This window comes from Pseudomonas sp. H2_A10 (genome assembly GCF_054680085.1).
This window is the reverse complement of sequence record NZ_CP162821.1, coordinates 183,166-209,218: the sequence shown is the minus strand read 5'-3', so window position 1 is coordinate 209,218 and position 26,053 is coordinate 183,166. Positions and strand designations below refer to the sequence as shown.

General features: G+C 63.2%; 18 protein-coding genes and 1 pseudogene. 12 read left to right on the top strand and 7 right to left on the bottom strand.

The features are described 5' to 3' along the window. Positions 1-360: 360 nt before the first annotated feature. Positions 361-2,031, bottom strand: a complete 1,671-nt coding sequence (locus AB4O23_RS01005; RefSeq protein ID WP_065879413.1) for a response regulator — start codon at positions 2,029-2,031, stop codon at positions 361-363. Between the two features lie 391 nt (positions 2,032-2,422). On the opposite strand from AB4O23_RS01005, the gene AB4O23_RS01000 reads away from it, so the two are divergent. From AB4O23_RS01000 to speA, 4 genes are all read left to right on the top strand, one after another. Next, positions 2,423-3,400: a DUF2333 family protein gene (locus tag AB4O23_RS01000; RefSeq protein WP_370671257.1), complete on the top strand. Its 978-nt coding sequence runs from the start codon at positions 2,423-2,425 to the stop codon at positions 3,398-3,400. A gap of 2 nt (positions 3,401-3,402) precedes the next feature. Next, positions 3,403-3,939, top strand: coding sequence for an NUDIX hydrolase (locus AB4O23_RS00995; RefSeq protein ID WP_065879411.1), 537 nt, complete (start codon positions 3,403-3,405; stop codon positions 3,937-3,939). Positions 3,940-4,117: 178 nt separating this feature from the next. Further along, a complete protein-coding gene (locus AB4O23_RS00990; protein WP_017527875.1) occupies positions 4,118-4,489 on the top strand; it encodes a translation initiation factor Sui1 in 372 nt (123 codons plus the stop codon). Positions 4,490-4,631: 142 nt separating this feature from the next. Further along, the gene (gene speA, locus AB4O23_RS00985; RefSeq protein WP_017527874.1) at positions 4,632-6,545 is read left to right on the top strand and encodes an arginine decarboxylase; all 1,914 of its coding nucleotides are present in this window, start codon (positions 4,632-4,634) and stop codon (positions 6,543-6,545) included. Between the two features lie 129 nt (positions 6,546-6,674). Here speA and AB4O23_RS00980 read toward each other — a convergent pair whose 3' ends face one another. Then, positions 6,675-8,018, bottom strand: coding sequence for an MATE family efflux transporter (locus AB4O23_RS00980; protein ID WP_460061775.1), 1,344 nt, complete (start codon positions 8,016-8,018; stop codon positions 6,675-6,677). 230 nt (positions 8,019-8,248) lie between these two features. Here AB4O23_RS00980 and AB4O23_RS00975 point away from each other — a divergent pair, with 230 nt between their 5' ends. After that, positions 8,249-13,150 carry an alpha-2-macroglobulin family protein gene (locus AB4O23_RS00975; RefSeq protein ID WP_460061773.1) on the top strand — a complete coding sequence of 1,634 codons (4,902 nt, stop codon included), beginning with the start codon at positions 8,249-8,251 and terminating at the stop codon, positions 13,148-13,150. Positions 13,151-13,240: 90 nt separating this feature from the next. Here AB4O23_RS00975 and AB4O23_RS00970 read toward each other — a convergent pair whose 3' ends face one another. Next, complete coding sequence (locus AB4O23_RS00970; protein ID WP_017527871.1) at positions 13,241-13,534, bottom strand: hypothetical protein; 294 nt, start codon at positions 13,532-13,534, stop codon at positions 13,241-13,243. A gap of 197 nt (positions 13,535-13,731) precedes the next feature. Between AB4O23_RS00970 and pbpC the strand changes: the two genes are divergently transcribed. The 5 genes from pbpC (at position 13,732) to AB4O23_RS00945 (ending at position 18,407) form a co-directional block, all read left to right on the top strand. Further along, complete coding sequence (pbpC, locus tag AB4O23_RS00965; RefSeq protein ID WP_068937851.1) at positions 13,732-16,023, top strand: peptidoglycan glycosyltransferase PbpC; 2,292 nt, start codon at positions 13,732-13,734, stop codon at positions 16,021-16,023. 105 nt (positions 16,024-16,128) lie between these two features. Continuing rightward, positions 16,129-16,437 carry a MazG-like family protein gene (locus AB4O23_RS00960; RefSeq protein ID WP_017527869.1) on the top strand — a complete coding sequence of 103 codons (309 nt, stop codon included), beginning with the start codon at positions 16,129-16,131 and terminating at the stop codon, positions 16,435-16,437. Beyond that, a complete protein-coding gene (locus tag AB4O23_RS00955; RefSeq protein ID WP_017527868.1) occupies positions 16,430-17,179 on the top strand; it encodes a methyltransferase in 750 nt (249 codons plus the stop codon). Before AB4O23_RS00960 ends, AB4O23_RS00955 begins: the two co-directional genes overlap by 8 nt. 24 nt (positions 17,180-17,203) lie before the next feature. After that, a complete protein-coding gene (locus tag AB4O23_RS00950; protein WP_017527867.1) occupies positions 17,204-17,806 on the top strand; it encodes a DUF4136 domain-containing protein in 603 nt (200 codons plus the stop codon). A gap of 43 nt (positions 17,807-17,849) precedes the next feature. Then, positions 17,850-18,407, top strand: a complete 558-nt coding sequence (locus AB4O23_RS00945; RefSeq protein WP_460061768.1) for a DUF4136 domain-containing protein — start codon at positions 17,850-17,852, stop codon at positions 18,405-18,407. A gap of 269 nt (positions 18,408-18,676) precedes the next feature. Here the strand turns inward: AB4O23_RS00945 and AB4O23_RS00940 are convergent. Together AB4O23_RS00940 and AB4O23_RS00935 are read right to left on the bottom strand one after the other, a co-directional pair. Further along, positions 18,677-19,533 (bottom strand): annotated as a pseudogene (locus tag AB4O23_RS00940) (MaoC family dehydratase). Between the two features lie 3 nt (positions 19,534-19,536). Next, complete coding sequence (locus AB4O23_RS00935; RefSeq protein ID WP_460061766.1) at positions 19,537-20,880, bottom strand: 3-oxoacyl-ACP reductase; 1,344 nt, start codon at positions 20,878-20,880, stop codon at positions 19,537-19,539. A 116-nt stretch (positions 20,881-20,996) separates the two neighbouring features. Here AB4O23_RS00935 and AB4O23_RS00930 point away from each other — a divergent pair, with 116 nt between their 5' ends. After that, positions 20,997-22,274 (top strand): acetyl-CoA C-acetyltransferase, encoded by a 1,278-nt coding sequence (locus AB4O23_RS00930; RefSeq protein WP_460150365.1) that lies wholly within the window; start codon positions 20,997-20,999, stop codon positions 22,272-22,274. Positions 22,275-22,408: 134 nt separating this feature from the next. Next, positions 22,409-23,308, top strand: coding sequence for a PA4780 family RIO1-like protein kinase (locus AB4O23_RS00925; protein WP_017527845.1), 900 nt, complete (start codon positions 22,409-22,411; stop codon positions 23,306-23,308). 82 nt (positions 23,309-23,390) lie between these two features. Here AB4O23_RS00925 and cueR read toward each other — a convergent pair whose 3' ends face one another. Continuing rightward, the gene (gene cueR / locus AB4O23_RS00920; RefSeq protein WP_065879404.1) at positions 23,391-23,792 is read right to left on the bottom strand and encodes a Cu(I)-responsive transcriptional regulator; all 402 of its coding nucleotides are present in this window, start codon (positions 23,790-23,792) and stop codon (positions 23,391-23,393) included. Continuing rightward, positions 23,789-25,990: a heavy metal translocating P-type ATPase gene (locus AB4O23_RS00915; protein WP_065879403.1), complete on the bottom strand. Its 2,202-nt coding sequence runs from the start codon at positions 25,988-25,990 to the stop codon at positions 23,789-23,791. Before AB4O23_RS00915 ends, cueR begins: the two co-directional genes overlap by 4 nt. Positions 25,991-26,053: the final 63 nt, after the last annotated feature.

The following is a 26,053-nucleotide window of genomic DNA, read 5'->3' as shown; positions in this document are numbered from 1 at the left end:
CGTCCAGCTCTACCAGGCTGGGGCGCAGATTTTGCGCCAGCTCGGCGGGCAATTCATTCAGGTCCCGCAGCAGGTTTTCCAGGCTCTGGCTGGCGCTGCTCAAGCGCAGGGCGTCGCCGCTGGCCAGGTAGTCGTCGATATTGCGCGCGGCCTGGTTCTGAAAGCTCTGCGACAGCCCCAGGTAGCGTTCCATCAATAGATACGGGCGTTCCAGCGCGCGTTGCGACCACCACAGCGTCGCCCCGAGTGCCAGGCACACGGCCACCAGAAGAAGGGTATTGAGATTGGTCAGCAGCTTCAGGCGCATGCGGGGTTTCAACCGACAGCAAAAGGTAAGTGCCTGAAGTTATTGCATTTACATTACAAAGTTATGACGGAATCAGTGGATTCCGGTGAAAAAGTGGCACTTTGCTTTGGTGTGCGCGCGGCCTGTACACGATTGCGTCCTGCGCCCTTGGCGCGGTACAGCGCTTCGTCCGCCTGAGCGGCCATCATCAAGCTGTCGGAGTCATCGCACAGCTCCACCAGCCCGGCGCTGAAGGTGCACCATAAGTCCTGGGGCTGGGCCGGATAATGGATTTCGGCAAAGCGCCCACGGATCTCGTCCAGCACTTTGCAGGCCGACTCCAGGTCGGTGTCGGGCATCACAATGGCAAATTCTTCACCGCCGTAGCGCCCGATATAGTCGGTCTTGCGCAACCGCTGCTTGAGAAACAGCGCCAGGCTCTTGATCACGCGGTCGCCCATGGGGTGGCCATGGCTGTCATTGACGCGCTTGAAGTGGTCGATATCGAGCATGGCAAAGCTCAGCGGCTTGTTCTCGCGGCGTGCGCGGAAGCTGCAGTCTTCGAGCAGTTGCAGGATATGGGTGTGGTTGTACAGGCCGGTCAGGCTGTCGCGCACCATCCGCGCCTTGAGGTGGCGTGCGCGGGCCGCGCGGTTACGCACGGTGGTGATCAGGTGGCGTGGCTTGATCGGCTTGGTGAGGAAGTCGTCGCCGCCTTCACTCATGGCATCCAGCTGTTTATCCAGGTCATCTTCGGCCGACAGGTAGATGATCGGCACGCTCACATAGCGGTCGTTGTGGCGGATCACCTTGGCCAGCTCGGTACCGGTGCATGCGGGCATATACATGTCGAGGATGATCAGGTCGGGCTGGAAATCCGCCAGCTCGGCCATGGCCTGGATCGGCTCGATCAGGGTGCGGGTGACGATGCCGGCGCTGTTGAGCAGACGCTCGGTGTGCAGCGCCTGGGCCCGTGAGTCGTCGATGATTAGCACTTTGTAGGGTTCGTACTGAGCGACGCAGGTCAGCACTTCGATCTTTTCCAGCAGGCTGGAGGCTTCCAGGGTGCCGGTGAGGAACTCCTGGCCACCGGCGCGCACGGCCGCCAGTCGGGTTGGGGTGTCGGTTTCGTGCAGGCTGAAAAACAGCAGCGGCAGCTTGTGCTCCAGGCCTTCCTGGGCTTCGGCGGCGAGCTTGAGGCCCAGGCCTGCGCCGCAGAAATCCACGTCCATCACAATCGCCGACGGCAAGCGCTCGGCCATCGATGCACGAAATGCCGCCACGCTGTCCAGCGACTGCGCGCTCAGGCCAAAAAATTCCAGCTGCTTGGCCAGGCGCTCGGCGCGGTCGTGATCGGCCAGCATCACGTAGATCGGCTTGCGCATCGGCGGCAGGAGCGTCTGTTCCAACTGGTCGCCTTGACGCAGGCCGGTGCGGGACAGGCGCTGCATCAGGCGGTTGAGTTCGGTGATCAGTTGGCTGCTCAGGCGCCCGCGGTTTTCGTCCACGGCCTTCAGCGACTCGCCAATATGGCGCGCCAGCTGGCCGTGCTCCGGTTGTTCAAAGCGCTCGGCAAAGCGCAGCAGGCGCAGGTTGGCTTCGCTGAGTTCGCTGAAGTCGGCGTTCGACCATTCGCTGCGTTGCAGGCGCTGCCAGATCTCAAGAATTTGACGTGCCTGATGAATTACCCGCTGGGCAAAGTGCTGCTTGAGACGCTCACGGCTGGGGTCTTCTGACTCGGTCATATCCTGACTGCTAGTAAGGGTGCATGCTGAGATCGAAAATGATGGCTCTATGCTAGCACCTCTTTCGAATCGCATCAGTGTCATACATCAATTAACTGCGCATATCCCGACATTCAGTTGATGACCGGCCGGTCGCGCAGCGTAAAAAGCGTGCATCCTTTATAGTCCAACTCCCCAGGCGCGCCAGTTTGACGAAAAGCCCCGCATTGGCTGGCACGATGGGGTAGGGTTGCTGTCGGAGTGTGTGAACGCACGCCGCCTTTTAAAGTGCATGAACTCAAGTGATTGAAAGGATATCGCCATGCTGGACTGGAAAAACCGTGCAGGCAGTGCCAAAGGCCCCGCCCCTGAGCCCAAGTCGGCCAACCGCAGCTATTTTCGTACTCTGCTGATGAGCCGAGCGGTGCTCAGCGTGCTCGGCCTGTACCTGTTGGTCACCGGCGCCCTGGGCTGGTACTGGAGCGAAGAGCCGGCGCTGTTCCCGGTCCAGCAAAACGCCCAGCTTGCCGCCGAGAAGGAAGGCAAGCAGATGGTGGTGGGCTACACCACCGTTGAAACCCTCAAGACCGTGGTCGGCACCTTGCTGAACAAGCCCGGCGGCTATATTTCCAACGACCGTTTCCCGCCAGGCCTGTGGATGGACAACATGCCCAGCTGGGAATACGGCGTGCTGGTGCAGGTGCGTGACCTGACCCGCGCCCTGCGCAAGGACTTTGCCCGCTCCCAGTCGCAATCGGCTGAAGACGCCGACCTGGCCAAGGCCGAGCCGCGTTTCAACTTTGACAACAAGAGTTGGGTGCTGCCGTCCAGCGAGTCCGAATACCAGGAAGGCATCAACTCCCTGAACCGTTATGAAGCGCGCCTGTCCGACCCGAACCAGCGCGGCGCGCTGTTTTATGCGCGTGCCGACAACCTGAACAACTGGCTGGGCGATGTCGCCACCCGTCTGGGCTCATTGTCGCAACGCCTGTCGGCCAGCGTCGGTCGGGTCAAGTTGAACACCGCACTGAAAACCGAAGCCCTGGCGCCGGGTGAAGTGCCGCAGGTCGATGAAGAAGTGGTGGAGACGCCATGGATGCAGATCGACAACGTGTTCTACGAAGCCCGTGGCCAGGCGTGGGCGTTGTCTCACCTGCTGCGCGCCATCGAAGTCGACTTTGCCGACGTACTCGCCAAGAAAAACGCCACCGTCAGCGTGCGCCAGATCATTCGTGAACTGGAGGCCTCGCAGGAACCGGTGTGGAGCCCCATGATTCTGAATGGCAGCGGCTTCGGTGTGCTGGCGAACCACTCGCTGGTGATGGCCAACTACATTTCCAGGGCCAACGCTGCAGTGATCGATTTGCGTCAGCTCCTCAACCAGGGTTGATGATGGACGCCGCTCAGAAGGAGGCCGCCCACCGCGCGGCCTCCGATGCCGAACTGATCTGCTGGGTCGACGAGCAGGACAACCTGCTCGGTCACCTTGTCCGGTCTGACCTTCGCCAGCGCGGCCTGATCGGCCGCTGCACCTTTATCTTCCTGTTCAACACCCGAGGTGAGCTGTGTGTGCATCGGCGCACCTTGAGCAAGGCGCTGTACCCAGGTTTCTGGGACACGGCGGCCGGTGGCATGGTGGCGGCGGGGGAGAGTTATGCCCAGTCGGCGCAGCGGGAATTGGCTGAAGAACTCGGCGTGAGCGGGGTGGAGCTGGTCGAGCACGACCACTTTTATTTTGAGGATGGCGATAGCCGCCTGTGGTGCATGTCCTACTCCGCCGTGTGGGATGGCCCCCTGCACTTGCAGCCTGAAGAAGTCATGGAGGCGCGCTTTTTACCCATCGAAACGGTGCTGCAAGAGGCTGCGCAAAAGCCTTACTGCCCGGATGCTCAAGAGGGCTTGCGGCGCTATCTGGCCTTGCGTCGCTAAACTTGCATGAATTGGCGCCATTTGGCTCTTAGCAACTTCGCTTTTTGCCGTTACACTGCGCGACTTTTCACCCGAGCCGCCTTGGCGACTCGGTAGCGCTGCCCCTGCCTGAGTGGGGCTTCGCGGTCGGTGACGCTTGGCGCGCCGATCAGTCTTCATCCTCCCAAGAGGATTGCCGGTGGCCAAAAAAGCCGCATCCTTCGCCGCCCTTGGTGGCCTGGTATTTTCCACCGATGCAGGTCGACACTGCCCGGACTGTCGTCAGCCCGTGGGTTCGTGCACCTGCAAACAGACCCTGATCCCTGAAGGCGACGGTATTGCCCGCGTGCGACGCGAGAGCAAGGGCCGTGGCGGCAAGACGGTGACCACCATCACCGGCGTGCCGCTGGCTGAAGAGGCGCTGAAGGAACTGGCCACCGCGCTGAAAAAGCGTTGCGGCACCGGTGGCGCGTTGAAAGACGGGGTCATCGAGATCCAGGGCGATCACGTCGAACTGCTGTTGGCCGAGCTGATCAAGCTGGGTTACAAGGCCAAGAAGTCCGGCGGCTGACAGCCGCTTCCCAACCTGTGTCTAAACTCTGTCCTGCGAGTGGGGTCTGACCTTCTTACAGGCAAATCGTCATTTTCATTCTTTAGACTGCGCCAGCCTCCACGAGGGGTGGCGCCTTCGCCTTCATTTATAGGGGACTTCGATGTCCGTACGACGCACACGCAAAGACGATGGCAGCCAATGGACAGTTGCGGACAGCCGCAGTGTTTACGGGATTCGCCATTGGGGGGCCGGATATTTCGCGATCAATGACGCCGGTCGCGTTGAAGTCCGTCCGAACGGCCCGAACAGCACGCCCGTCGACCTGTACGAGCAAGTCGACCAGTTGCGCAAAAGCGGCCTGTCGTTGCCATTGCTGGTGCGCTTTCCCGATATCCTGCAAGACCGCGTGCGCCAACTGACCGGCGCCTTCGATGCCAACATCGAGCGCCTGGAATACCAGAGCAAGTACACCGCGCTGTACCCGATCAAGGTGAACCAGCAGGAAGCGGTGATCGAAAACATCATCGCCACCCAGAACGTGTCCATCGGCCTGGAAGCCGGTTCCAAGCCCGAGTTGCTGGCCGTGCTGGCCCTGGCGCCGAAGGGCGGCACCATCGTCTGCAACGGTTACAAGGACCGTGAGTTCATCCGCCTCGCGCTGATGGGCCAGAAGCTTGGCCACAACGTATTCATCGTGATCGAAAAAGAATCCGAAGTCGGCCTGGTGATCGAAGAGGCCGCCAGCCTCAAGGTCAAGCCGCAGGTCGGCCTGCGTGTGCGCTTGTCGTCGCTGGCGTCGAGCAAGTGGGCGGACACCGGTGGCGAGAAGTCCAAGTTCGGCCTGTCGGCGGCGCAATTGCTGTCGGTGGTCGAGCGTTTCCGCGCGGCCGGCCTGGACCAGGGCATCCGCCTGTTGCACTTCCACATGGGCTCGCAGATCGCCAACCTGGCCGACTACCAGCACGGCTTCAAGGAAGCCATTCGTTACTACGGCGAACTGCGCAACCTCGGCCTGCCGGTGGATCACATCGACGTCGGCGGTGGCCTGGGCGTGGATTACGACGGCACCCACTCGCGCAATGCCAGCTCGATCAACTACGACATGGACGACTACGCCGGTGTGGTCGTGGGCATGCTCAAGGAATTCTGCGACGCGCAGAGCCTGCCGCACCCGCACATTTTCTCCGAAAGCGGCCGCTCCCTGACCGCGCACCACGCCATGCTGGTGGTGCAGGTCACCGACGTGGAGAAACACAACGACGAAATCCCAAAGATCGAGAACAAGGAAAGCCTGCCGGAAACCGTGCAATGGCTGGTGGACCTGCTCGGCCCCACCGATATCGAGATGGTCACCGAAACCTACTGGCGCGCTACCCACTACATGAGCGACGTGGCCACCCAGTACGCCGATGGCAAGCTGACCCTGGCCGAGAAAGCCCTGGCCGAGCAATGCTACTTCGCCGTGTGCCGCCGCCTGCACAACTCGCTCAAGGCTCGCCAGCGCTCGCACCGCCAGGTGCTGGACGAACTCAACGACAAGCTGGCCGACAAGTACATCTGTAACTTCTCGGTGTTCCAGAGCCTGCCGGACACGTGGGCGATCGGCCAGGTGCTGCCGATCCTGCCGCTGCATCGCCTCGACGAAGAACCACTGCGCCGTGCCGTGCTGCAAGACCTGACCTGCGACTCCGACGGCAAGATCAAGCAATACGTCGACGAGCAGAGCATCGAGACCAGCCTGCCGGTACATGCCTTGAATGAAGGCGAGGACTACCTGCTGGGCATCTTCCTGGTGGGTGCCTACCAGGAGATTCTGGGCGACATGCATAACCTGTTCGGTGACACCGACTCGGTGAACATCTACCAGCGTGAAGACGGTTCGGTGTACAGCGCCGGGATCGAGACCCACGACACCATCGAAGACATGCTGCGCTACGTGCACTTGTCGCCGGAGGAATTGATGACGCATTACCGTGACAAGTGTGCGAGTGCGAAGATCTCGGCGTCTGAGCGCACCCAGTTCCTGGATGCGCTGCGTCTTGGCTTGACCCGCTCCTCCTACCTGTCCTCGTAACATCAACTGATACAGATTTAAAAATGTGGGAGGGGGCTTGCTCCCGATAACGGTATATCAGCAACAATTTAGTTGCCTGACACTCTGCTATCGGGAGCAAGCCCCCTCCCACATTTGGATTGTATTTCTTCAGTTAGCTCCCAGCCAAAGCCCTTGGCGATTCAGCCGCCAGGCAATCGCCCACAGCGTCAAACTGCGCACCGCCATGAACAGCAGGAAAGTTATCCACAGCCCGTGGTTGCCCAGCCCCTGCAACGCCCAGGCAATCGGCAGCACCAACAACACCGTCAGCACCATCCCATTGCGCATTTCGCGCGCGCGCGTTGCGCCGATAAACAAGCCATCGAGCAAATAACTCCACACCGCAATCAACGGCAGTACCGCCAGGTAAGGCAGGTAGAGGTCAGCCGTTTCGCGCACGCTGGGGATATCGGTTTGCATGGCGATAAACACGTGCCCGGCCAAGGTAAACAACAGCGCAAAGCCAACGCTGGCGATCAGCGACCAACCGCCGGCCACTACCAGCGAGCGGCGCAGGGCTTGGCGGTCTCGGGCGCCGATGGCGTGCCCGCACAGGGCTTCGACGGCGTGAGCCAGGCCGTCCAGGGCATGCGCGGTCAGCAACAGCCCATTGAGCAGCAAGGCATTGGCGGCCACCGTGGCATCCCCCAGGCGTGCGCCTTGTACGGTGATCATAAAGAACACCGACTGCAGCGCCAGGCTGCGGATAAAGATGTCGCGGTTTACCGCCAGCAGTGGGCGCCAGCTGTGCCACCGCTTCAACGCGGCCCAGGCGATATGGCCGGGGTAGGCGCGCAGGGCTTTTTGCGTGAGCGCCAGGCCGAGCAGGGCGCCGGTCCATTCGGCGATCACCGAGGCGCGGGCGGAGCCGACCACGCCCCAGTCCAGGTCGAGGACAAACCACAGGTTCAGCGCAATATTCACCAGGTTGGTGGTCAGCAGGATCGCCAGCGGTGCGCGGGCGTTCTGCGTGCCGAGGAACCAGCCGACCAAGGCATAGCTGGCCAGCGCGGCGGGCAGGCCGAACAGACGCGTGTGGAAGAAGTCGCGGGTCAGTTGGTTCAATTCGGGCGAGGGCTGCATCCATTCCAGGGCCAGGTGGCTCAGCGGAATGCCCACGGTGCCGAGCAGCATCGCCAGGCCCAGCGCCAGCAGCAAACCTTGCAACAGGATCTGCCGCAGTGCCGCGCCATCATTGCGCCCGGCGGCCTGGGCGGCGAACCCGGTAGAGCCCATGCGCAAAAAGCCCATGGCCCAGGCAAGGAATGTATACAGGCTGGCCCCGACGGCCACCGCGCCCAGTTGATGGGCGTGGGGCAAGTGGCCGATGACCATGCTGTCCACCAGCGCCACCAGCGGCACGGAGATATTCGACAGAATCATCGGCGCGGCCAAAGCCCATACACGGTGATGCGTAGGGCGGTCGCGCCAGTCAGTCAGTAAGGTGGGCATGCGGGCTCCTTGGGGGAGCGGCATTGTACCCGGCCATCAGCCGCGCAGCAGGGCGAATGTGGGAGGGGGCCTCCCACATTTTGATCTTCGCAGGCTGTGGGATTTGGCTTGGCTTCAGGCTCCTCCAGAACAAACCCACCCTCCGTCGGTCAATGTGACCAGCGCCACATCGGCCTTACCCCGGCTGATATATAGTTCACCCCCCGGTTCCCTCTGACGATGAGTGCCCCATGCTTAACAAAGGACTGTTTCTCGCTTGCGCGCTGGCCCTGCTGAGCGCCTGCGATTCCTCCGACAAACCCGCCGCTCCCACCGCTCCTGCGGCGGCGGCGACCACCGCGCCGAAACCGGTCAAGGCCGCGGTGGATGTGGCGGCGTTGAAGCAGCGTTATGCCGGGCGTGAGTTGAGCGTGGTGGACGTGTCCGAGGTGCAGTTGGACGGGGCCAGCACGCTGTCGGTGAGTTTCTCGATCCCGCTGGACCCCGATCAGAAGTTCGCCGACAAACTCCATCTGGTGGACAGCAAGTCCGGCAAGGTCGACGGCGCCTGGGAGCTGTCCGACAACCTGATGGAGCTGCGCCTGCGCCATCTGGAACCCCAGCGCAAATTGGTGTTGACGGTGGATGCCGGGGTCGAGGCAGTCAATCAAAACAAGCTCGCCGCCGAATACACCGCCCGCCTGGAAACCCGCGACCTGCAAGCCACTGTCGGCTTCGCCAGCCGTGGCACGCTGTTGCCGACGCGCCTGGCCGAGGGCCTGCCGGTGATCGCGTTGAACGTCGACAAGATCGACGTCGAATTCTTCCGTATCAAGCCCGAATCGCTGCCCTCGTTCCTGGCGCAGTGGGGGCGCAATACCAGCCTGCAAAGTTATGAGTCCCGCGAATTGCTGCCGCTGGCCGACCTGGTCTATGGCGGCCGCTTCGACCTGAAACCTGCACGCAACACCCGCGAAACGCTGTTGCTGCCGATCGCCGGCCTCAAACAATTGCAGCAGCCGGGGGTGTACCTGGCGGTGATGCGCGCGTCGGGCACCTACAACTATTCGCAGCCGGCCACGCTATTTACCTTGAGTGACATCGGCCTGTCGGTGCATCGCTACGCCAATCGCCTGGATGTGTTCACCCAGGCTCTGGACGGCGGCAAGGCGCTGGACGACGTGGCCCTGGAAGTGCTCGACGCCGACGGCCGAGTGGTCGGCCAGGGCAAGACCGAAAAGGGCGGCCACGCGCAGCTGCCGTTGCCGAAAAAAGCCCAGGTGCTGCTGGCCAAGCAGGGCGAGCAAACCAGCCTGTTGCGCCTGGACAGCGCGGCGCTGGACCTGGCGGAGTTCGATATTGGCGGCCAACCGTCGCACCCACTGCAGTTTTTTGTGTTCGGCCCGCGCGACCTGTACCGCCCCGGCGAAACCGTGCTGCTCAATGCGCTGCTGCGCGACAAGGACGGCAATGCAGTCAAGCCGCAACCGGTGAGTGTCGAGGTGCGCCGCCCCGACGAACAGGTCAGCCGCAAGTTTGTGTGGGACGCCGACGCTTCCGGCCTCTATCAATATCAATTGCAACTGGCCGGCGAAGCACCGACCGGGCGCTGGCAGTTGGTGTTCGACCTGGGCGATGGCAAACCGCAATTGTATGAATTCCTCGTCGAAGACTTCCTGCCCGAGCGCCTGGCGCTCGAACTCAAGGGCAGCGACACGCCGCTGAACCCAGCGCAGACCGCAGTGATTCAGCTCGACGGGCGCTACCTCTACGGCGCGCCGGCCGCCGGCAATCGGGTCAGCGGGCAAGTGTATGTGCGGCCCTTGCGTGAAGCGGTCAAGGCGCTGCCGGGCTATCAATTCGGCTCCGTCACCGAAGAAGAACTGAGCCAGGATTTCGAACTGGACGAGGGCGTGCTGGATGCCAAGGGCCAGGAAAAAATCATCCTGGAAAGCAAATGGGCCGAGGCCAAGTCGCCGCTGCAACTGATCGTGCAGGCCAGCCTGCAGGAGTCGGGCGGACGCCCGATTACCCGACGCCTGGTGCAACCGATCTGGCCGGCGGAGCAGATGCCGGGCCTGCGTGGGCTGTTTGACGGCACCGAAACCAATGGCGATGGCCCGGCGGAATTCGAAGTGCTGCTGGCCAACCCGGACGGGCAGAAACTCGCCGCGCAGAACCTTAAGGTGCGCCTGGTGCGCGAGCGCCGCGACTACTACTGGAACTACTCGGACAACGACGGCTGGAGCTACCACTACAACGAGAAATTCCTCAACCTCGACGAACAGAGCCTGAACATCAAGGCCGGCGACACCGCCAAGGTCAGCTTCCAGGTGGAGTGGGGGCCGTACCGCGTCGAGGTCGAAGACCCGCAGACCGGCCTGGTCAGCAGCCTGCGCTTCTGGGCCGGTTACCAGGCCCAGGACAACACCGAAGGCGGCGCCGTGCGCCCCGACCAGGTCAAGCTGGCGCTGGATAAACCGGCGTATGGCGACGGCGATACCGCCAACGTCACCGTTACGCCGCCGGCCGCCGGTAAAGGCTACCTGTTGGTGGAGTCCGCCGAAGGGCCATTGTGGTGGCAGGAAATCGAGGTGCCGGCCGAAGGCAAAAGCTTCGCGGTGAAGCTCGACCCGAAATGGTCGCGCCATGACCTGTACGTGAGTGCGCTGGTGATTCGTCCCGGCGAGCGCAAAGCCAATATCACCCCCAAACGGGCGGTTGGCTTGCTGCACCTGCCGTTGGATCGCACCCAGCGCAAACTGGGCGTTACCCTCACCGCGCCGGAAAAAATGCGTCCCAAGCAGCCGTTGACGGTGAAAGTCGCGGCCAAGAATGCCGATGGCAGCGTCCCCAAACAGGTGCATGTGCTGGTAGCGGCAGTGGACGTGGGCATCCTCAATATCACCCAATACCCGACGCCCGATCCCTACGCCAGCCTGTTCGGCCGCAAGGCCTATGGCGTGGACCAGTTCGACATCTACGGCCAACTGATCGAAGCCGGCCAGGGCCGTCTGGCCAGCCTGGCCTTTGGCGGTGATGCCGCGCTGGCCAAGGGCGGCAAGCGCCCGGACACCAGCGTGACCATCGTCGCCCTGCAAAGCGCGCCGGTAGCCCTGAATGACAAGGGCGAGGGCGAAGTCAGCGTCAATATCCCCGACTTCAACGGCGAACTGCGCCTGATGGCCCAGGCCTGGAGCGAAGATCGCTACGGCATGGCTGAAGCCAGGACGGTGATTGCCGCGCCGCTGATCGCCGAGCTGTCGGCGCCGCGCTTCCTCGCGGGTGGAGACCAGACCAGCCTGGCGCTGGACCTGTCCAACCTGTCGGGCAAGGCGCAGAAACTCGACGTGCAACTGAGCGCAGACGGCCAGTTGGAGCTCGTCAACGGTGGCGCGCAAACCGTCGAACTCAAGCAGGGCCAGCGCACGACGCTGCGTATTCCGGTCAAAGCCTGGGGCGGTTTGGGCCAGGGCAAGGTGAAAGTGACGGTCAACGGGCTGGACCTGCCGGGTGAAAGCCTGCCGCCGTTCAGCCGGGAGTGGACCCTGGGTGTGCGTCCTGCGTACCCCGCGTTGCTCAAGCAGTATCGCGCGGTGCTGAAAAGCGAACCCTGGAGCTTGCCTGCCGCCACCCTTGAGCAATTCGATACCTCGGGGCGCGAAGCGCTGCTGAGCCTGTCGAGCCGGCCGCCGTTGAATCTCGGGGCGCAGATCAAGGCGCTCAAGGCCTACCCATACGGTTGCCTGGAGCAAACCGCCAGCGGCCTGTACCCGTCGCTGTATGCCGACGATGCGTTGCTCAAGCGCCTGAGCATCAAGGGCGAGCCGGATGCCGAGCGCAAACGCAAGATCGAACTGGGCATCGAACGCCTGCTGGGCATGCAGCGCTACAACGGCAGCTTTGGCTTGTGGGGCGCCGATGGCGAGGAAGAATATTGGCTGACCGCCTACGTCACCGACTTCTTGCTGCGTGCCCGCGACCAGGGTTTTGCCGTGCCGGGCGACGCGCTGAAAAAGGCCAGCGAGCGCCTGTTGCGGTATGTGCAGGAGCGCAACCTGATCGAGGTCGATTACAGCGACAATGCCGAACACACGCGCTTTGCCGTGCAAGCGTATGCAGGCATGGTGTTGGCGCGCAGTCAGCAGGCGCCGCTGGGGGCGTTGCGCAGTATTTTCGAGCGCCGCAGCGATGCGCGTTCCGGGTTGCCGCTGGTGCAGTTGGCCGTCGCCCTGCAAAAAATGGGCGATCAGCCGCGTGCGGACCAGGCCTTGCAGGCCGGCTTGGCGGCGCAGCGCAGCGCCAAGGAATGGCTGGCCGACTATGGCAGCCCGCTGCGTGACCAAGCGATGATCTTGGCCTTGCTTGAAGAAAACGATCTGGCCAAGGGCAAGCGTGAAGAGCGCCTGTTTACGCTGTCGGACCAATTGGCGGCCAGCCCGTATTTGTCGACCCAGGAGCGTAATTCGCTGTTCCTGGCCGGGCGGCTTGGGTTCGCCCGGCCTGAGGCAAACTGGCAAGTATCCCTGACCGGCAGTGGCGGCGTACGCGAGTTGAATAACCAACAATCGACGCTGCAACTGGACGACAAATTGCTCTCCGACGACCTGAGCCTGAGCAATCAGAGTGACACGCCGGTGTATCAGCAACTGACCATTTCGGGTTACCCCCAGGTGCCACCGGCGCCGGGTGGCGAGAACCTGAGCATCCGCCGCGAATACCTGGGCATGAATGGCCAGCCGCTGAACCTGCGCAACCTCAATAGCGGCGACCTGGTACTGGTGCATTTGGCGGTCAGCGCCAAGCAGCGTGTGCCGGATGCCTTGGTGGTCGACCTGCTGCCCGCCGGCCTGGAGCTGGAAAACCAGAACCTGGCGCAAAGCGCCGCCAGCCTGGAAAACGCCAGCAGCCAAGTGAAGGAGTGGCGTGAGTCGATGCAGAACGCGGCGCTCAAGCATCAGGAATTCCGTGATGATCGCTACGTGGCGGCGATCAACCTGGACAGCGATGGCACCACGCACCTGCTGTACCTGGCGCGTGCGGTGACACCGGGCACTTACCGCGTGCCGCCGCCGCAGGTGGAGTCGATGTACCGGCCGAACTGGCAGGCGGTGGGAGAGACCCCGGCGGATCTGGTGATCAAGGGCCGCTGATACTTCAGCTTGGAATGAAGATGAATGTGGGAGGGGCGGTGCGACGATTCGACTGGCTCCCTCCCACAGGGGGCTGTGGCAGTTTCAGGGTCAATGCACGACCCAACTGAGCAGCCACAGGCCCAGCATCAACCAGATAATCCCCATGATGATCGATGCCCGCATGAATGCGCGTACCGCCGAATACAACAACATCAGGCCGATGATCAGCGTGAGAATGCTGATGATCGAGGTGTCCATGCCCAACGTGCGCGACAGGCCTTCGATAAAGTTGCCGCCGGCATGGGTCAGCGCACCGAACAGCCCACTGAGGCCATCGACGATAAACCGGATGACGGAACCGAGCGCCTGGCCCAACCATTCGAAGAAGCTTTCTACCTGCATGTGTGTGTCCTGATGAGAAGGTGGGCGTATCTGTGCATTGGTTGTTATTGCGACAGGCTAGTTCCCTACAAGCATAGAGGTTTGCCGGTTTGAGGTTTCGATTAATCATGGGTGGATGGACTCAGTCCAATGTGGGAGGGGCAAGTCGAATCGTCGCACCGCTCCTCCCACAGTTACTGCGCTGGGCTCTTGGGTCTGTGCTGCTGGTGATTGCCCTGTTATGGCTGGCCGACCGCATCTGGCCCTTGCCCTTGCCCCAGGATGACCTGGCACGGGTGGTTCTGGCCGAGGATGGCACACCGTTGTGGCGGTTCGCCGATGCCAATGGCGTGTGGCGCTACCCGGTGCAGACCAACGAAGTGTCGCCGTATTACCTGGATGCGTTGCTCACCTACGAAGACCGCTGGTTCTTCCAGCACCCGGGCGTAAACCCGCTGGCACTGGCGCGGGCGACCTGGCAGAACCTGACCGGTGCGCGGGTGGTGTCCGGCGGCAGCACCTTGTCGATGCAGGTGGCGCGCTTGCTCGATCCGCATTCGCGCACCTTCCAGGGAAAGTTGCGTCAACTGTGGCGTACGGCGCAGCTGGAATGGCACTTGTCCAAGGATGAAATTCTCACCCTTTACCTCAACCGCGCGCCGTTTGGCGGCACCTTGCAAGGCGTGGCGGCGGCCAGTTGGGCCTACCTGGGCAAGTCCCCGTCACAGTTGACCCATGCCGAAGCGGCGCTGCTCGCGGTGTTGCCCCAGGCGCCGAGCCGTTTGCGCCCGGACCGTCACGCGCAACGCGCCCAGGCTGCCCGCGACAAGGTGCTGCGCCGCCTGGGCGAGTTCAAGGTATGGCCGCAATCAGCCGTCGATGAAGCCCTGCAAGAGCCGCTGTTGCTCGCCCCGCGCCTGGAGCCAAGCCTTGCCCCGTTGCTCGCCCGGCGTCTGAACCGCCCCGACAGCCCGCCGCTTATTCGCACCACCGTGGACGCCAACCTGCAACGCCGCCTCGAAGACCTGCTGCTGGGATGGCGTGCGCGGTTGCCGGAGCACACCTCGGCCGCGATCCTGGTGGTCGAGGCAGAAAGCATGGCGGTGCGCGCCTACCTGGGCTCGGTGGACATCAACGACGCCAAGCGTTTCGGTCATGTGGACATGATCAGCGCGTTGCGTTCGCCCGGCTCCACCCTCAAACCCTTTTTGTACGGCATGGCGTTGGATGAAGGCTTGATCCACTCCGAATCGCTGTTGCAAGACGTGCCCCGGCGCTACGGCGATTACCGGCCGGGCAACTTCTCCATGGGGTTTACCGGCGCGGTGCCGGCGAGCACGGCGCTGTCCAGTTCGCTCAACCTGCCGGCGGTGCAGTTGCTGGAAGCGTACGGGCCCAAGCGCTTTGCCGCCCAGATGCGTATCGGCGGCGTGCCCCTGGCATTGCCGGCGTTGGCCGAGCCCAACCTGGCGCTGATCCTGGGCGGCGCGGGTAGCCGACTGGAAGACCTGGTGAGCGGCTACAGCGCCTTCGCCCGCGACGGCAAGAGCGCCACCTTGCGATTGCAGCCGGACGACACGCTTAGAGAACGGCCGTTGCTGTCGCCAGGGGCTGCCTGGATTGTGCGGCGCATCCTCAGCGGCCAGGCACGGCCGGACCGCGACCCGCGCGCCGAACTGGTCCAGCGCCCGGTGCTGGCCTGGAAAACCGGCACCAGCTACGGTTTTCGCGACGCCTGGGCGATCGGCGTGGGGCCGCGCTATTTGATCGGCGTGTGGATCGGCCGACCGGACGGCACGCCGGTGCCGGGGCAGTTCGGCCTGGCTTCGGCTGCGCCGTTGATGCTGCAAGTACACGACGTGCTGACCAACCGCGACAGCCAGCGCGGCATCAGCGCCCCGGTTAAACCGGTGCCGGCGAACGTGGGTGTGGCGGCGATCTGTTGGCCGCTCGGCCAGCCCATGAGCCGCGGCGACCCCAATTGCCGGCGCCAGCGCTTCGCCTGGACACTGGACAACACCACGCCGCCGACCTTGCAGGCCTTGGACCAACCGCTGAGTGTGGGCTTGATGGAAAGTATCTGGGTCAACGCCAGGGGGCTGCGGGTGGATGCCCATTGCCCGGGCGCGGTCGCCAGGCGTATCGCCCTGTGGCCCGCGCCGCTGGAACCGTGGCTGCCGAGGGCGGAACGCCGTGAAGCGCGCATCCCGGCGGCCGACCCGGAGTGCCCGCCACCGGCACTGGCGGCGTCCTCGCCGCTGTCAATCGTCGGCGTGCGCGAAGGCGACCAACTGCGCCTGCCCGCCGGCAGCCAACAAACCTTGCGCCTGAAACTTTCCGCCCTGGGCGGCAGTGGCCGACGCTGGTGGTTCCTCAACGGCGAGCCGCTGGGCGACAGTGCCAATCAGGACTTCATCAATGCCAGTTTCGAGCGGTTGGGGCGTTATCAGCTCAGTGTCCTTGATGAGGCTGGCCAAACGGCACGCCTTGAATTCAGCGTTGTTGATTAAATTGCCATCGGGAGCAAGCCCCGATGGCGGCCTTGAGCACAACGCACCTATTCACTTGCCTTCATCCCTGATCCCCCCGAAGCTACACACCTTCAGGAGCCCAGCATGAACCTCGAACACCTCACCGAACGCCTGCACCGCATCCGCGATACCAACCACTGGAAGCAGTTCCACAGCCCGAAAAACCTGGCCATGGCCGCCAGTGTGGAAATGTCCGAACTGGTGGAGATTTTCCAATGGCTCACCGAAGACCAATCGCGCCAGTTGCCTGCCGATAAACTTGCCCACGCCGGGCAGGAAGTCGGCGATATCGTGCTGTACCTGCTGTTGTTGTGCAGCGAGTTGGGCCTGGACATGAACGAAGTGGTACGCGCCAAACTGGCCGACAGCGAACGGCGGTTTAGCCATGAGTGATCGCCATTTCGACCAGTTGGCCACGCGCTTTGCCGAGAAGATCTACGGTGGCGCCAAAGGTGCGATCCGTCTGGCGGTGTTGCAGGCCGACCTGGCCGAAGCGCTGCCGGATCGGCCCTTGCGCGTGCTGGATATTGGCGCAGGCCTGGGGCATATGTCGCTGTGGCTGGCCGAGCGCGGGCATCAGGTAACCCTGGCCGAACCCGCCGAGCCGATGCTCGACGGCGCGCGCCAACGGTTTGCCGAAGCAGGGCAGGCCGCGACCTTTATCCATGCGCCCTGGCAAGACCTGCTCGGCCAACTCACCGAACCCTACGACCTGGTGCTGTGCCACGCCGTGCTGGAATGGCTGGCCGAACCCCATGCGATCCTGCCGGTGCTGCATCAGTTGACGGTGCCCGGCGGCTGGCTGTCCCTGGCGTTCTACAACCGTGATGCGCTGATTTACCGCAACCTGCTCAAAGGCCACTTTCGCAAAATGCGCAAGAACGACATGGCCGGCGAGAAGCAGAGCCTTACCCCGCAGCAGCCCCTCGACCCACGCGAATTGGCGGCGCAACTCCAGGGGTTGTGGCAGGTCGAAAGCCAAAGTGGGGTGCGGGTGTTCCACGACTACATGCCGGTGGAATTCCAGGCCCGCGCCCATCTTCAGGACCTTGTAGAGATGGAACTCGCTCACCGTCGTCACCCAAGCTTTGCCGGACTTGGGCGTTATTTGCACTGGATCTGCCGTCCGGTTTAAGCGGCCCAGTCTGCGGAGGTCGAAATGCGTCGTCTCTGTTTGATCCTGTTATCCCTCGGCCTGAGCGCTTGCTCAAGCCCCAACCCCTACGTCGCAGCCTCGGCCCCGATGCCGCCGGCACCGGCCCAGGCGGCCACCACCTTTGATACCAGCGCCTACCCGGCGCCGGTGCGCGATTACGGCGCCTACCGCAATTGGGCCTGGCGCAACGGCCAGCTGCCGGCGGGCACGGCGTGGGCTGATTCGGCGCAAGTGGCCGAAGCGGTCAGCGGTGCCCTTGACCAGCGCGGCTTGCGCCCGCTGCATGACAAGCGTGCCCCGGACCTGTGGGTAAGCGCCGATGTGCGCCTGGAGAAGCGCCTCAAACAGGTCCAGGACGACTATGGCTACGGCTACGGTGGCTATAACCGTTACGGCAATGGCTACGGCATGTACAACTCGGCGCCCATCGTGCGCACTTATGAAGTGCAAGTGGTGGTGGTGCGCGTCAATCTGTTCGACGCGCGCAGTGGCCAGCCGGTGTGGAGCGCCAGCGCGGAAACCAGCAGCCAGGGCAGCCTCAGCGAGCGCGCGGATGCGTTGCGCCAGGCGGTGCAAAAGGCGCTGACGGCGTATCCTCCGAGTTAACAGCTATTCTCATCTGACGCCTTGCTCGTTTTTGGAGATCACCATGTTTCGTCGCATCGCTACGCTTGCTGTTGTCGTGCTGCTGGGCGGTTGCCAGACCAGCCAGGTCAACCACGATTTCGACGCCAGCCGAGATTTCGCCGCCTACCGCAGTTGGGCCTGGAAAGACCCGGCGCTGCAATACCGCCCGGATGATCCGCGTATCAAGAGCGACCTTACCGAGCAGCGCATCCGCCAAGCCGTGGGCGACCAACTCGACCAACGCGGCCTGCGCCCTGCGGCGGCCGGTACCAGGGCTGACCTGAACGTGCAGGCGTACCTGATCGTCGAAGACCGCCAGCAACAAGTCACCACCCGCTACGGTGGCGCCTGGGGTGGCCCGTGGAATGGCTATTGGGGCGTGCCGATGTACGACGAAACGCGCAACATCACCTACAAAGTCGCGACCATCCAGATCGACCTGCTCGACGGCAAGGACGGCAAACTGGTGTGGCGCGGCAGCGATGAACAGATGATGAGCAGCACGCCCAACCCCCAGGATCGCGACAAAGCCATTCGCACCACCGTGAGCCGCGTGCTCTCCAGCTATCCGCCGCACTGAAAAACGCCGCACCGGCCCCAGAGGCTGTCGTACCGGTGGTGATGGTCAGGTCGCGGGCGGTTACGCCTAAGATCGGCAAGCTGCCCAGGGTGGTGCCCAGCGTGTGTCGGTGCCGGCGCCGCTGCTGCAGCCGCCGAGCGTCATTGCGACTGCCAGGGCCAATGCGGTACTGGTTTTCCAAATGTATAGGTGTTTTAAATCAGAAGCTTAATTAACAGAAGTGGGCCTGATCAGGCCCGCTATAACTTTTTGCGTATATATACAATTAATCAATGCCGTTCCGTGATCGGCTGCCATTTACCCCGCATATGTTCAATGTCGCCCGCACCTTTCAACATCAATTCGCCACGGGCACCGGCAGCACTGGCAAGCAATACCACTTCACTGGGCAGGCGCACGGGCTTCTGGAACTCGACCGTTAGTTCAATATTGGCCGCGGGCAGATGCTCAGCCAGTGCGGCGAGTGTGCGCGCCTTGTTCCACAGGCCGTGGGCGATGGCCTGGGGGAAGCCGAACAGTTTTGCAGTGAAGGCACTGAGGTGGATCGGGTTGTAGTCGCCCGACACACGGGCATAGCGGCGACCGATATCGGCCGGGGCTTTCCAGCGGGTGATTTCGCCGGTTTGAGTGGGGGCGGCTTGCACGGCCTGCGCCGTTTCGCCGTCGAGTTTCACGCCTCGGCACAGCATGCGACTTTCGGCTTCCCACAACAGGCCGAGGGAATCTTCGACGCGGGTCACCACGTCAAACGTCGCACCCTTGGGGTGTGGCTGCAGGTTTTGCGCGTGCACGGCGATGGACAGTTCACTCACACCGCCCAAAGGCCGGTGGATGCGTATGCGGTTGCTCAGGTGGATCAAGCCCAACAGCGGGAAAGGAAAGGCGTGATCGGTGAGCAGCTGCATCTGCAAGCCGAACGCCAGGATATGCGGGTAGGTGGCCGGCAGCACCGGGCTGTCGGCAAACCCGCAGACTTTGCGATAGGCCGCCACCTGCCAGGAATTGACGCTGACCCGGCAGCGCACGCCCTGTTCAGGCAGGGCCGTGCCGGTGATCTTGCGTTTGAGTGCCGCGCGCCAATACAGCGGCGGCAGAAACGGGGGCTGCTCAAGGTCTGCCATTGCATGCATCACGCTCCTAATAGGCTTTGCCCACACACCCGCACGGCTTGCCCACTGACCGCACCGGAGCCCGGCTGGGCCAGCCACGCCACGGCCTCGGCGACGTCCTGCGGCACACCGCCCTGGCCCAGCGAACTCATGCGTCGCCCGGCTTCGCGCAGGGCAAACGGAATGTGCGCGGTCATCTGGGTTTCGATAAACCCTGGGGCCACGGCGTTGATGCTGATCCCGCGTTCCGCCAGCAGCGGCGCCCATGCCTGGGCCAGGCCAATCAAGCCTGCCTTGCTCGCGGCATAGTTGGTTTGCCCACGGTTACCGGCGATACCGCTGATGGACGCCAGCAGCACCACGCGTGCGTTGTCGTGCAGGGTGTGGCTGTCGAGCAGTGCCTGGGTCAGTACTTGCGGGGCACTGAGGTTGACCGCCAGCACTGCGTCCCAATATTCCGGGGTCATGTTGGCCAGGGTCTTGTCGCGGGTGATCCCTGCGTTGTGCACCAGGATGTCCAGGCCATCGGGCAACTGTTCGATCAACTGGCCGGCGGCGTCTTCGGCGCAGATATCCAGCACCACTGGGCGCGCACCCAGGCGCGCGGCCAACGCTTCGAGATCGGCCTTGGCTTGGGGCACATCCAGCAGGATGACGTCGGCGCCATCGCGGGCCAGGGTTTCGGCGATGGATGCGCCGATGCCTCGGGCCGCGCCAGTGACCAGCGCCTTGCGCCCGGCCAACGGGCGAGTCCAGTCTTCAACGGGCGTGGCGCAGGCCTGCAGGCGAATCACTTGGCCAGAGATGTACGCGCTTTTTGGCGAGAGGAAGAAGCGCAGCGCGCCTTCCAACTGGTGTTCGGCACCTTCGCCGACGTAGAGCAATTGCAGCACGCCGCCGTTGCGCAGCTCTTTGGCCAGGGAGCGGCTGAACCCTTCCAGGGCGCGCTGGGCGCTGGCGGCGAACGGGTCGCGCAGGCTTTCCGGGGCACGGCCGAGGATCACCAGGTGCGCGCTGTTATCCAGGTTTTTGAGCAGCGGTTGGAAGAATTCGCGAAGCTGCTTGAGTTGATCGGTGTGCTGCAAGTGGCTGGCATCGAACACCACGGCCTTGAGTTTTGGGCCGTGCCCTGGAATCCACGTCGAGGTCTCGGTGCCGTAGCTGTAGATGGCCTCGGTGAGTTTATGGGCAAACGCCTGCACCCCGCTCGCCAGTGCGCCACCGCCCAACAGCAGGGCACCGTCCACCGGGCGCAGGCGCCCGGCTTGCCAGCGTTCCAGGCGTACCGGTGACGGCAGGCCAAGGGCGGCGACCAGGCGATGGCCGAGGCTTGAGTTGGCGAAGTCGATATAACGGTCAGACATGGAACGCTCTCCGAAGGCTGGGGTTCAAAGGGTTGACCATCCCAGGGTAGCAGTCGTTCGACTAGGCTCAGCTATCTGGCCCACCGCAGCCGCCCACCCCACAGAGGGAGCTTTCCATGACTCAATTGCGCCGTGTAGCGATCATTGGCGGTAACCGCATTCCGTTCGCCCGTTCCAATGGCCCCTACGCCACGGCAAGCAACCAGGCGATGCTGACAGCGGCGCTCGAAGGCCTGATCGAACGCTACAACCTGCACGGCCTGCGCATGGGTGAAGTGGCCGCCGGCGCGGTGCTCAAGCATTCGCGTGATTTCAACCTCACCCGCGAATGCGTGCTGGGCTCGCGCCTGTCGCCGCAAACCCCGGCCTACGACATCCAGCAGACCTGCGGCACCGGGCTGGAGGCGGCGCTGCTGGTGGCCAACAAAATTGCGTTGGGCCAGATCGAATGCGGCATCGCGGGCGGGGTGGACACCACCTCCGACGCGCCGATCGGCGTGAATGAAGGGCTGCGCAAAATCCTGCTGCAGGCCAACCGCAGCAAATCCATGGCCGATAAATTAAAACTTCTGTTACAACTTCGTCCCCATCACCTCAAGCCCGAGCTGCCGCGCAATGGCGAGCCGCGTACCGGGTTGTCCATGGGCCGGCACTGTGAGTTGATGGCGCAGACCTGGCAGATTCCCCGTGCCGAGCAGGACCAGCTCGCCCTTGAAAGCCACCAGAAAATGGCCGCGTCCTACGCCGAAGGCTGGCACAACGATTTGCTCACTCCGTTCCTGGGGCTGACCCGCGATAACAATCTGCGCCCCGACCTGAGCCTGGAAAAACTGGCGGCGCTCAAACCCGCGTTCGAACGCAGCGAAAAGGGCACGCTCACCGCCGGCAACTCCACGCCGCTCACCGATGGTGCATCCCTGGTGCTGCTGGGCAGCGAAGCCTGGGCCCAGGAACGTGGCTTGCCGATCCTGGCCTATTGGCGCGATGGCGAAGCGGCAGCCGTGGATTTCGTCAATGGCGCCGAAGGCCTGCTGATGGCGCCGGTGTATGCCGTGCCACGGTTGTTGGCGAGGAATGGTCTGACGCTGCAAGACTTCGATTACTACGAGATCCACGAAGCTTTCGCGGCCCAGGTGTTATGCACCCTCAAGGCCTGGGAAGACGCCGACTACTGCAAGACCCGCCTGGGCCTGGACGCGCCACTGGGTTCCATCGACCGCAGCCGGTTGAATGTGAAGGGCAGCTCGCTGGCGGCCGGCCACCCGTTTGCCGCCACGGGTGGCCGTATCGTCGCCAACCTGGCCAAATTGCTGGGCACGGCGGGCAAGGGGCGCGGGTTGATTTCGATCTGCGCCGCGGGTGGGCAAGGCGTCACGGCGATTATTGAGCGTTGATTGCCATGGAAACTGGCATATAGGATGCATTCTTGAGTGGTCAAAGGTCGGTCGCCTCTCCCACCGGCGGGCCGATTGCCGTATAACGAGTGCCATACGCGTATTTGGTAATAAAGGACCCACAATAAAAGCTGATGAAGACTCCTAAACGCATTGAACCCCTGATCGAAGACGGTCTGGTCGACGAAGTGCTGCGCCCACTCATGAGTGGTAAAGAAGCAGCTGTTTATGTGGTGCGCTGCGGCAACGAATTGCGTTGCGCCAAGGTTTACAAGGAGGCGAATAAACGAAGTTTTCGTCAGGCGTCCGAATACCAGGAAGGGCGCAAGGTCCGTAACAGCCGTCAGGCCCGGGCCATGGCCAAGGGCTCCAAGTTCGGCAAGAAAGAAACCGAGGATGCCTGGCAGAACGCCGAAGTCGCGGCGTTGTTTCGCCTGGCCGGTGCTGGCGTTCGCGTGCCCCAGCCGTTCGACTTCCTCGAAGGCGTACTGCTGATGGAACTGGTGGCCGACGAGTACGGCGATGCGGCGCCGCGTCTGAACGACGTGGTGCTGGAGCCGGACCAGGCGCGTGAATACCACGCCTTCCTGATCTCCCAGATCGTGCTGATGCTGTGTACCGGCCTGGTGCACGGTGACCTGTCCGAGTTCAACGTGCTGCTCACACCTACGGGCCCGGTGATCATCGACCTGCCCCAGGCGGTGGATGCGGCGGGCAACAACCACGCGTTCAGCATGCTGGAGCGGGATGTCGGCAATATGGCTTCCTACTTCGGGCGCTTTGCCCCGGAGCTGAAGAAGACCAAGTACGCCAAGGAAATGTGGGCGCTGTATGAAGCCGGCACTTTGCACCCGGCCAGCGTATTGACCGGTGAGTTCGATGAGCCGGAAGAATTGGCGGACGTGGGCGGTGTGATCCGCGAGATCGAAGCGGCACGTTTGGATGAAGAGCGTCGTCAGGCGATTCGGGCTGCGGATGATGCGCCCGCGAGCAAAGCGTCCGAAGAGCCACCGCCTCCGCCTTGGATGCAGTGATCTTCCAGCAAATGAAGATCTGAAAAATGTGGGAGGGGGCTTGCCCCCTCCCACATTGGTTTTTGGTGGGCCACTAAGATGATCAGGGGCAGCAACTGCCCGATGCCAACTCCTTGAGAATCGGGCAATCCGGTCGATCATCACCGTGGCAGTGTTCCACCAAGTCTTGCAACGTGTCGCGCAGTTGCCCCAGTTCCACAATTTTCTGATTCAACTCCTCGATATGCTGGCGTGCCAGGGCTTTCACATCGGCGCTGGCCCGTTGCCGGTCCTGCCACAGGGTCAGCAGCTTGCCGACCTCCTCCAGTGAAAACCCCAGATCCCGCGAACGCTTGATGAATGCCAGGGTGTGTAGGTCCTCAGCGCCGTACACGCGGTAACCGCTGTCGGTACGGTGGGCGGCCTTGAGCAGGCCGATGGACTCGTAGTAACGAATCATCTTTGCACTCAGCCCGCTCTGGCGGGCGGCTTGGCCGATGTTCATGGGCGTTGATCCTCCAGATCCTTGGGTTTCCAGGTTTTGAGCAGCAGTGCATTGCTCACCACGCTGACACTGGACAAGGCCATGGCTGCGCCCGCAAGCACCGGGTTAAGCAGGCCGAATGCGGCCAGGGGAATGCCGATCAAGTTATACACAAAGGCCCAGAACAGGTTCTGGCGGATTTTTGCGTAGGTCTTGCGGCTGATCTCCAGCGCGGCCGGCACCAGGCGTGGGTCGCCGCGCATCAGGGTGATCCCGGCGGCGTGCATGGCCACGTCGGTGCCACCGCCCATGGCGATGCCGATATCGGCGGCGGCCAGGGCCGGGGCGTCGTTGATGCCGTCGCCGACCATGGCCACCACCGCGGTTTTCTTCAGTTCGGCGACGGTGGCGGCTTTATCGGCGGGCAGCACTTCGGCGTGTACGTCGTCGATGCCCAGCGCCTGCGCGACTACTCGCGCGCTGCCGCGATTGTCGCCGGTAAGCAGGTGGCTGCTGATATTGCGTGCCTTGAGTTGCGTCACCGCTTGCAGTGCGCCGGGCTTGAGGGTGTCGCCAAAGGCGAACAGCCCCAGCACCTTGGGTTGCGCGCCTTGTTCAAGCAGCCACGACAGGGTGCGGCCTTCGGCCTCCCAGTCTTGGGCGCGGGTGGCCAGGTCGCCTGCGCTCAAGCCGCTCTCTTGCAACAAGCGGCGGTTGCCCAGGGCCAGTTGCCGGCCGTCCAGGGTGCCGGCGATGCCGCGTCCGGTCAGGGATTGGCTGGCGCTCACATCCGCGACTGCCAGCCCTCGTTCGTCGCAGGCATCCAGCACTGCCTTGGCCAACGGGTGTTCGCTGCCACGCTGCAGCGCGCCGGCCTGTTGCAGCAGCAAGGCTTCATTGCCATCCAGCGCCGCCAAGTGGGCGATTTTGGGTGCGCCGGACGTGAGGGTGCCGGTCTTGTCGAACACCACGGCGCTCACTGCATGGGCACGCTCCAGGGCTTCGGCGTCTTTGATCAGGATGCCGTAGCGGGCGGCGACGCCGGTGCCGGCCATGATTGCAGTCGGGGTGGCCAGCCCGAGGGCGCAAGGACAGGCGATCACCAGTACCGCCACGGCGTTGATAATCGCGGTTTCCAGCGAGGCGCCGTATAACCACCAGCCCAGCAGAGTGATCACGGCCAGCACCAGCACGGCCGGTACGAAGACCTGGCTGACTTTATCCACCAGTTTCTGGATCGGCGCCTTGGCGGCCTGGGCGTCTTCCACCAGGCGGATGATCCTGGCCAATACGCTTTCGGCGCCCAGCGCGGTGGTGCGTACCAGCAGGCGGCCTTCGCCATTGATGGCGCCGCCGGTGACCTTATCGCCCGGTTGTTTGGGCACCGGCAGGCTTTCTCCGCTGATCAGCGCTTCGTCGGCGTGGCTTTGCCCTTCGAGCACTTCACCGTCCACCGGGAAGCGCTCGCCCGGCTTGACCAGCACCCGGTCATCCAGCTTCAGCGCGCTGATGGCCACATCTTCTTCGCGGCCGTCCTGCACACGAATGGCGCGTTCAGGGCGCAGGGCTTCCAGCGCACGGATGGCGCTGGCGGTCTGGCGTTTGGCACGGCTTTCCAGGTATTTGCCGAGCAGTACCAGGGCAATCACCACGGCCGAGGCTTCAAAATACAGGTGCGGCATGCTGCCTGCGGGGGCGGTGAGCCATTCATACAGGCTCAGGCCGTAACCGGCGCTGGTGCCGATGGCCACCAGCAAGTCCATATTGCCGGCACCGGCGCGCACGGCTTTCCAGGCGGCGCTGTAAAAGCGCGCACCGAGGATGAATTGTACGGGAGTGGCCAGCGCGAATTGCGCCCAGGCGGGCAGCATCCAGTGCATGCCGAAGGGTTGCACCAGCATTGGCAGCACCAGGGGCAGTGCCAGCGCAATGGCCAGCAGCAGCGCCCAACGCTCGCGGTGCAGGCGCTGGGCCTGGTTGGCGTCGGTGGCGGTTTCGCTTTGGGGCAGGGTGGCGGTGTAGCCGGCTTTGTCGACGGCCGCGATCAATACGGCCGCGTCCATCTGGCCCATGACTTCAACATGGGCGCGCTCGTTGGCCAGGTTGACGCTGACGCTTTGCACCCCAGGCACCTTGCCCAATGCGCGCTCGACACGCCCGGCACAGCTGGCGCACGTCATGCCGCTGATGGGCAGGTCAAAGGTGGTGGATCCGTTCATGGGGCAGTCCTCCGGAAGAAGTTGCGCCTAGGATCAACCTTGACCTGTGGGGAAGGTCAAGCG

Bases quoted from the DNA above. Each gene is read 5' to 3' on its own strand.
- AB4O23_RS01005 (WP_065879413.1), bottom strand. From the start codon at position 2,031: ATGACCGAGTCAGAAGACCCCAGCCGTGAGCGTCTCAAGCAGCACTTT.
- AB4O23_RS00980 (WP_460061775.1), bottom strand. From the start codon at position 8,018: ATGCCCACCTTACTGACTGACTGGCGCGACCGCCCTACGCATCACCGT.
- AB4O23_RS00945 (WP_460061768.1), top strand. From the start codon at position 17,850: ATGTTTCGTCGCATCGCTACGCTTGCTGTTGTCGTGCTGCTGGGCGGT.
- AB4O23_RS00930 (WP_460150365.1), top strand. From the start codon at position 20,997: ATGACTCAATTGCGCCGTGTAGCGATCATTGGCGGTAACCGCATTCCG.
- AB4O23_RS00955 (WP_017527868.1), top strand. From the start codon at position 16,430: ATGAGTGATCGCCATTTCGACCAGTTGGCCACGCGCTTTGCCGAGAAG.
- AB4O23_RS01000 (WP_370671257.1), top strand. From the start codon at position 2,423: ATGAGCCGAGCGGTGCTCAGCGTGCTCGGCCTGTACCTGTTGGTCACC.
- AB4O23_RS00935 (WP_460061766.1), bottom strand. From the start codon at position 20,880: ATGTCTGACCGTTATATCGACTTCGCCAACTCAAGCCTCGGCCATCGC.
- cueR (WP_065879404.1), bottom strand. From the start codon at position 23,792: ATGAACATCGGCCAAGCCGCCCGCCAGAGCGGGCTGAGTGCAAAGATG.
- AB4O23_RS00950 (WP_017527867.1), top strand. From the start codon at position 17,204: ATGCGTCGTCTCTGTTTGATCCTGTTATCCCTCGGCCTGAGCGCTTGC.
- AB4O23_RS00970 (WP_017527871.1), bottom strand. From the start codon at position 13,534: ATGCAGGTAGAAAGCTTCTTCGAATGGTTGGGCCAGGCGCTCGGTTCC.
- AB4O23_RS00915 (WP_065879403.1), bottom strand. From the start codon at position 25,990: ATGAACGGATCCACCACCTTTGACCTGCCCATCAGCGGCATGACGTGC.
- AB4O23_RS00925 (WP_017527845.1), top strand. From the start codon at position 22,409: ATGAAGACTCCTAAACGCATTGAACCCCTGATCGAAGACGGTCTGGTC.
- AB4O23_RS00995 (WP_065879411.1), top strand. From the start codon at position 3,403: ATGGACGCCGCTCAGAAGGAGGCCGCCCACCGCGCGGCCTCCGATGCC.
- AB4O23_RS00975 (WP_460061773.1), top strand. From the start codon at position 8,249: ATGCTTAACAAAGGACTGTTTCTCGCTTGCGCGCTGGCCCTGCTGAGC.
- speA (WP_017527874.1), top strand. From the start codon at position 4,632: ATGTCCGTACGACGCACACGCAAAGACGATGGCAGCCAATGGACAGTT.
- AB4O23_RS00960 (WP_017527869.1), top strand. From the start codon at position 16,129: ATGAACCTCGAACACCTCACCGAACGCCTGCACCGCATCCGCGATACC.